The 3,115-nt window shown below is 39.3% G+C and carries 2 protein-coding genes and 1 tRNA gene; all 3 read right to left on the bottom strand.

Annotation, left to right across the window (positions count from 1 at the left end):
* Window positions 1-85 precede the first annotated feature (85 nt).
* Window positions 86-159, bottom strand: a tRNA-Pro gene (locus tag Q0L68_RS18695).
* A 505-nt stretch (window positions 160-664) separates the two neighbouring features.
* Window positions 665-2,239, bottom strand: coding sequence for a hypothetical protein (locus tag Q0L68_RS18690; RefSeq protein ID WP_296705770.1), 1,575 nt, complete (start codon window positions 2,237-2,239; stop codon window positions 665-667).
* An 11-nt stretch (window positions 2,240-2,250) separates the two neighbouring features.
* Window positions 2,251-3,115, bottom strand: an 865-nt coding sequence (locus tag Q0L68_RS18685) for a RagB/SusD family nutrient uptake outer membrane protein (protein ID WP_296705769.1), incomplete at its 5' end; no start/stop codon positions are given.

Raw genomic sequence — 3,115 nt, 5'->3', positions numbered from 1 at the left:
AAATTGTTTTTTGTGTTTTCTCGGAAACTCTTGTGGTTTTTTTGATACAAAAAATGCCAGCAAATAAATCTGCTGGCTAATTATGTCGGGGTGGCAGGATTCGAACCTACGACCTCCTGCTCCCAAAGCAGGCGCGATACCGGGCTACGCTACACCCCGAGTCTATTCTTAACAAGTATTAAAAAACCTTCCTTCAGAACCGGATGCAAATGTAATGATTTATTCTTTTTTTCAATTTTATAGAGTCAGTAATTCATAAAAAAATATGAATTGTTAAGTAGAGTTTTTAGAATGGATTGTCTATTAAGTATTTATGAAATAATTAACTGGTTAGAATAATTCAAATTTCTCACTTTTATGAAAATATAGAATACTAAAAACAAAAATTATATTCTGGTGCATATACAGTAACAAAGAAGCCATCCGAACTAACGAATGGCTTCTGTGGGCCCATATAGTGTTTTTTAAATATTTAAAAGATGGGTTATGGACTTTATGAGGTTTTTGGAATATTTTCTGATAAAATTAAAGTTGAAAATCTATTTTAATTCTCTTTTATAAATGAGGATTTTTTTATTCCAAAAGCTTTGTAAAAAAAGATAGGGGTGGCCATACAAATTTATGATCACCCTTATTCTGATTTAAACCCAATTTTACTATCTATTTATTGTCTTAATTTCGCCTCTGAAATAGAAATGTTATCCATATAAAACTTGATAGTCTGGGCATTTCCTTCGTTGGCACCACGGATGTTGATATTGTAGTTTCCAGTGTTTGCAAACTCCACCAATGCAGAACTGTACACCCATTTTCCAATCTCAAAATCTGCTGAGAATTCTGGGTTTGGACCTACACCCCAGTTGGTATCTGGAGCCCAATAGAATCTCAAATCTGGAGGATTTGCAGCTGGGTCACTTTTTCCTAGGTCTTCCATATAAACCCAAACACCGATTTCATATGTTTTTCCTTTTTCTACAGGAAAAGTGATAGGTACATTCGCATTGTCAGTGTGGCCTATGATCATGCCGCCATTTGGCTCCATGGTTACATAAGCACTCTTTTTGCCATCATATGATTTAGCTGTACTAAGGTTGAATTTATATTTGTCCCATGGCGCTCCCCACCATTGATATGGCCAATTGGTAGCCAATGAGTTTTCAAAACTGTAGTCAAAAGCAGTTTTCTTAAGGATGTTTTCGCCTATAAATACCACTGGAACAGCTTCAAAACCATCAGATTTAACTCCATCTGCTGTAGCCAATTCTCCTTGCGCATAAGAGACTGTAACCATATCATCATTAAAGATGGATTGGTTATCCAAAGTCAAAATCACAAAGTTTCCTTCATTTGGATCCAAAGTAGCTGAAGAAACGGTGGTTGCTATTTGATTGCCCTTGTTTATAATATTCACAGTGAAATCAGCTGGATTGAGTGTGTTTTCGTTCATCTCTCTACTGAAGTTCAATACAATTCCGCCAGCTCTTTCTTGAGCTCCTTCTAAGGATACTGGCTCGGTAGATGGTATGATTTTCAGAAGTTTTTCTACAGCAAAAACAAATTCACCCTGTGGTCTGTCTCTGGAAGCAATCAACTCAAAATCAAATTCCCCAACTTTCTTATAGCGAACATCAAGCGTTTCCACTAACTCCTCAGAGAAAGGTGGGTCACCTCCATCTAAGTTCCATTGGTATTGGGCAGGCTCACCTTCAGAAGTCACGGTATATCTGATGAAACTCCCAGCCATCACCTCATTGAGTGCACCATCTTGAAGATTAAGTGCCTCTCCCACGGTGCCATCAGTATTTATGATATTCGCAGTAACAGCCAAATTCACTTCGCCAAGCACTTTCACGACGATTGTGGTATCAAGTTCTTTTCCACGCTGCTCTAATCCCACAAAGGCATTGTCTTTGAATATCTGATGAAGTTTTACTTCATGTTCACCGAGCATTTTGAATATTGCTTTGACAGTAGCTTCTGTCGAGGTAACATCGTTATCAGATCCCTCAATATCGACTACACCCTCTGGGAATGTCCAGGTGCGGGATACTACGCCTGAAGAAACATCTCCGAACGCGAGTTCACCATTAATCTGAACGGTGTTTTCAAAATCCATTTCGGAGGTGAAAATCACCTGATTGCTTGCCTCATTAAGGTTCATGCCTTCATAAGGATCTTCGCATGATTGTAGCATCACGGCTACCATCAATAGTTTTATGATATAGATATATTTTTTCATGTAAGTCGGGATTAATTACCTATCTGATTATTGTTTTGGAGTTCCAAAGCAGGAATAGGGAAGTAATTGTGTACAGTAGGAGAATAATTAGCTGATGAAAGCAAGAAATCAGGTCTGATTCTTTCTGCGATAAAAAGAGGTGCTTGATCAAAAATGGAAGCTTTGTTTGCCTCTCTCCAAACTTCATCTTGGCGAAGCTCATCAAAAACATCCTTCACTATTCCCCATCTCACGAGGTCTTTCCAGCGATGCCCTTCAAAAGCTAGTTCGATTGGTCTCTCCACTCTACGGATATGAGTCATGATGTTTTCCGCAGTAGGAGCTACCATCGGTTGAGTCCCATGAACCTGCTTACTGATATGAAGCTGCGGGAAAGTATTGCCGTTGTCAGCCAGGTACTGCTTGATAGTGATCACTCCGGATCTAGCTCTCACTAGATCGATGTATTCAATTACTTCATCTACTGATCCACCTGCGTTGAGCAGAGCTTCAGCGTACATGAGATACACATCGGCTAAGCGGATATGTCTAAAATTTATCCCAGATCTAGAATTGCCATCTTCATTTGGTAAGTGATACCAGTTCGTATGTTTTTTGATATAAGCACTTTGTCCAAAAGCCCATCCACCTCGTGTGCCTATTGGTAATTGGTAATACATTCCTTCACCGTTGATAGGAACCACGGAGGCAGACATTCTTACGGATTGGGTGTTGCCCTTATTGATAGAGTTGTTTGGATCTACCTCATCATTTACATAAAGTTCATGAAGGTAGTAGCTAGGCAAAAGCGTGTTATACGCACCGAAATTCAACTGTCCAAGACCTGTAGCAATAGCCGTAGCTTCTGCCCCGGTTCGATACGGATCATCATCTACT

The sequence above is a fragment of the Algoriphagus sp. genome (genome assembly GCF_024642405.1).
Classification (GTDB): Bacteria; Bacteroidota; Bacteroidia; order Cytophagales; family Cyclobacteriaceae; genus Algoriphagus.
The sequence above is the reverse complement of the archived record's forward strand: the minus strand, read 5'-3'. Positions and strand labels throughout refer to the sequence as shown.

Excerpts from the sequence above, each read along its gene's own strand:
- Q0L68_RS18690 (WP_296705770.1), bottom strand. The coding sequence starts at position 2,239 with ATGAAAAAATATATCTATATCATAAAACTATTGATGGTAGCCGTGATG.